Origin of the sequence: Micromonospora sp. NPDC049580 (genome assembly GCF_040675595.1) — a bacterium.
Classification (GTDB): Bacteria; Actinomycetota; Actinomycetes; order Mycobacteriales; family Micromonosporaceae; genus Micromonospora.
The window spans coordinates 1-3,353 of the sequence record NZ_JBFAPG010000595.1; the positions used below are offsets into that span (position 1 = coordinate 1).

Annotated in this window: 1 protein-coding gene and 1 pseudogene; one reads left to right on the forward strand and one right to left on the reverse strand. The window is 78.8% G+C overall.

Annotated elements, in window-relative coordinates; translation table 11 throughout:
* Positions 1–276, reverse strand: a pseudogene (locus AB0J68_RS29645) (hypothetical protein); the annotation flags it as partial.
* A gap of 201 nt (positions 277–477) precedes the next feature.
* On the opposite strand from AB0J68_RS29645, the gene AB0J68_RS29650 reads away from it, so the two are divergent.
* The gene (locus AB0J68_RS29650; protein WP_363941884.1) at positions 478–3,318 is read left to right on the forward strand and encodes a LuxR C-terminal-related transcriptional regulator; all 2,841 of its coding nucleotides are present in this window, start codon (positions 478–480) and stop codon (positions 3,316–3,318) included.
* Positions 3,319–3,353 lie beyond the last annotated feature (35 nt).

Genomic DNA, 3,353 nt, shown 5'->3' on the forward strand with positions numbered 1-3,353 from the left:
GGCCAACTCGGTGCCCCGGTCACCCGGCGCCGGCCGCACCCGCACCTCGACCGTGCCGTCCAGGTCGCGCAACGGCTCCGGCCACCGGCCGCCGGGAAGGACCTGGTCCGCGGGTCGGTCGACGGTCACGACCTCCCACCCGGCCGCCGTGGTCCGGTGGCGGTCCGCGCCGGGCCGGCCGCGCCGCCGGGGTACGCGCAGCAGCCGCGCCGCCCCGGCCCGCGCACCAGTGCCGACTGCGGATCTCGCCCGCGCCAGCCGTCTGATCGGTCCCATCCGTCCTCCCGGTCCACGTCTCCCGATCGTCGGTCGCGCCGGGGTGAAGCGGGCTCGCCCGGAAGGGGTGAACAGGTTCGGGCCGGGTAACCGCTCGCCGACCGGGGGTGGAACGCGTCGTGGGGGTGGGGCCGGGTGCCGGAACAGCAGGATCACGCGCGAGTCGGCACGGCACCGCGACGTCGGGGGGAGCAGCCGGCGCTGCTGGCGTCGCGGCTGACCCCGACCGTGCCGCCCGAGCCGGTGGTGGCCCGGCCCCGCCTGCTGCGCCGGCTCGACGAGGGCAGCGCCGGGCCGGTCACCCTGGTGGCCGCGCCCGCCGGCTGGGGCAAGACCACCCTGCTCGCCTCCTGGGTCCGGCTGACCGAGCCCGGGTCGATGTCCGGGCCGGCGTGGGTCTCGGTGGAGGCCGGCGACGACGGCGACCGGCTCTGGGCGTACCTGGCGGCGGCGCTGCGCACGGCCACCGGGGCGGCGGACGACGACCTGGTGACGCCGCTGCCCACCGGCCCGCCGCGCCCGGACCAACTGGAACTGCTGGCGGCCGGGCTCGCCGCCGCGGAGCAGCCCGTGCTGCTGGTCCTGGACGACCTGCACCGGATCACCGACCCGGCGGCGCTGACCGGGCTGGAGTTCCTGCTGCGGCACTCCGAGCAGCGGCTGCGCCTGGTGGTCGGTGCGCGGGCCGGGCTGCCGCTGGCCCTGCACCGGCTGCGCCTCGCCGGCGAGCTCACCGAGATCGGCCCGGACGAGTTGGCCTTCACCGACGACGAGGTGGCCGACCTGCTGACCGCGCACGCCGCACCACTGCCGGCGGCGGCGGTGCGCCGGCTGCGCGAGCGCACCGGGGGTTGGCCGGCCGCGCTGCGGATCGCCGCGCTGGCGTTGCGGGGGCAGCCCGACCCCGAGCGCTGGGTGGGGCAGTTCGGCGGCGACCAACCGGAGGTCGCCGGCTATCTGCACGAGGAGGTGCTGGCCGCCATCGACCCGGCCGACCGGGACCTGCTGCGCCGTACGGCCCTCGCCGAGACCGTCTGCGCCGATCTGGCCGAGGCGTTGACCGGCCGCGTGGACGCCGAGCAGGCGCTGGCCGACCTGGCCGGGGCCGGCGGCCTGCTGCACCGGGAGGAGACCCGCCCGCCCTGGTACCGCTGCGACCCGCTGCTCGCCGACCTGCTCCGCGCCGAGCTGGCCCGGATGCCCGCTGACGAGGTGCGGGAGCTGCACGCGCGAGCGGCCGACTGGTACGCCGGCGCCGGCCGCCCGGCCGACGGGCTGCGGCACGCCCTCGCCGGCGGGCGGTGGGGCCTGGCCGGCGACCTGTTCGTCGCGCACTGGCCGGAGCTGACCCGCTACGACCGCGACCCGGTCAGTGGGCCGCCGCCGTCCCCGCCGCCGGAGGTGGTGCACGCCGACCCGGAGGTGGCTCTGGCCTGTGCCGCCGAGCGCGCCTACGCCGGTGATCTGCCCGCCGCCGCCGGCCATCTGCGCACGGCCGCCGGGCACGCCGGCGCGCTGCCCGTGCCGCGGCGGGACCGGTTCCTGCGGTTGACCACCGCGCTGGAGCTGACCCTGGCCCGGCTCGCCGGTGACCTGCCGCAGGCGCGTGCCGCCGCCCGGCTGCTGCGCACCCGCCCGACCGACGGCCCACCCGCCGGGGTGCCGGATCGCCGCGCAGCCGGGTCGCCGGATGACCAGGCGGCTCGGGTGCCCGAGCCCACGTCGACCCGCCCGTCGGACGCCGACGACGCCGACCTGCGGGCCTTCACGGGCACCGCGCTGGGTCTCGTCGAGCTGTCGGCCGGCGCGCTACCCGACGCGCGGTTCGTCCGTGCCCGGGCGGCGGCCCGGGAGGCGGGTCGGCCGCGCACCGAGCTGGTCGCCGCCAGCCGTTCCGCGCTCCTGCTCGCCGTCCGCGGTGACCTGCGCGCGGCCGAGGCGGCGGCCCGCGACGCGCTGGGCATGTCGCCCTGCCGGGGCTGGTCCTCCCGGCTCGACTGCGGCTACGCGTACCTGGCGTTGGCAGTGGTGGCCCTGCACCGCGACCAACCCGAGGAGGCTGCCGCGAACCTCGCGCTCGCCGCCCCGGCAACCGGCGCGGCCTTCGCGGTCGGCCCGGCCGGTGCGGTTGGCGCGGTGGGCTCGGTTGGCGCGGTGGGCTCGGCGGGTCCGGGCGGTGGGGTCGGCCTCGCGGAGGCGGGTCCCGCCGACGGGTCGGGGTCGAGCGCGGAGCCGGTGGCGGCGGCGGTCCTCGCGTGGTGTCGTGCGGGGCTGGACCGGGACGCCGGCGACCCGGCGGCCGCCCAGCGGCTGCTCGCCCGCGCCCGGGAGGCTCTGCCCGACGAGCCGGCCGCTGCCGAACTGTCGGGCCTGCTCCGGGCGGCCGAAATCGAGACCCGGGCCGAGCGGGGTGACCTGGACAGCGCCCGCGACCTGCTGGCCGGTGTGACCGGCGACGCGGCCACCCCGGCGCTCGACGTGGCCCTGGCCCGGGTGGAGCTGCGGGCCGGCGACCTCGGCGCCGCCGGGCGGGCGCTGCCGGACTGGCAGGCGCCGCCGGCCGCCGCCTGGCCCCTTCCGGTACGCCTGGACGCCGGCCTGCTGGAGGCGGTGCTCGCCGAGCGGGCCGGGGACGTACGCCGGGCCGGGCGCGTCCTGGAGCAGGTGCTGGACCTGGCCGGCCCGCAGGGCTGCCGCCGGGCGTTCACCCGGGCCCAACCGTCGGTGCGGGACCTGCTGGCCGCCCACCTGGATGCGGGCACCGCGCACTTCTCGCTTGTCAGCGATCTGGTCCGGGGCGTCGAGGAGAGCGCGCCCCGGCCGGCGGTCGAGCCGGGTGGCCTGCTCGACGAGCCGCTGACCGAGCGGGAGCTGACCATCCTGCGTTACCTGCAGAGCATCCTGTCCAACGTGGAGATCGCCGCCGAGCTGTCGTTGTCGATCAACACGGTGAAGACCCACGTGCGCAACATCTACCGCAAGCTCGGCGCGACCCGCCGGCGCGAGGCGGTCCGGCGGGCGCGCGAGCTGCGGCTGATCTGAGCGGCCGGGCAGCCGCCCCGGTCAGTCGTTCGCCG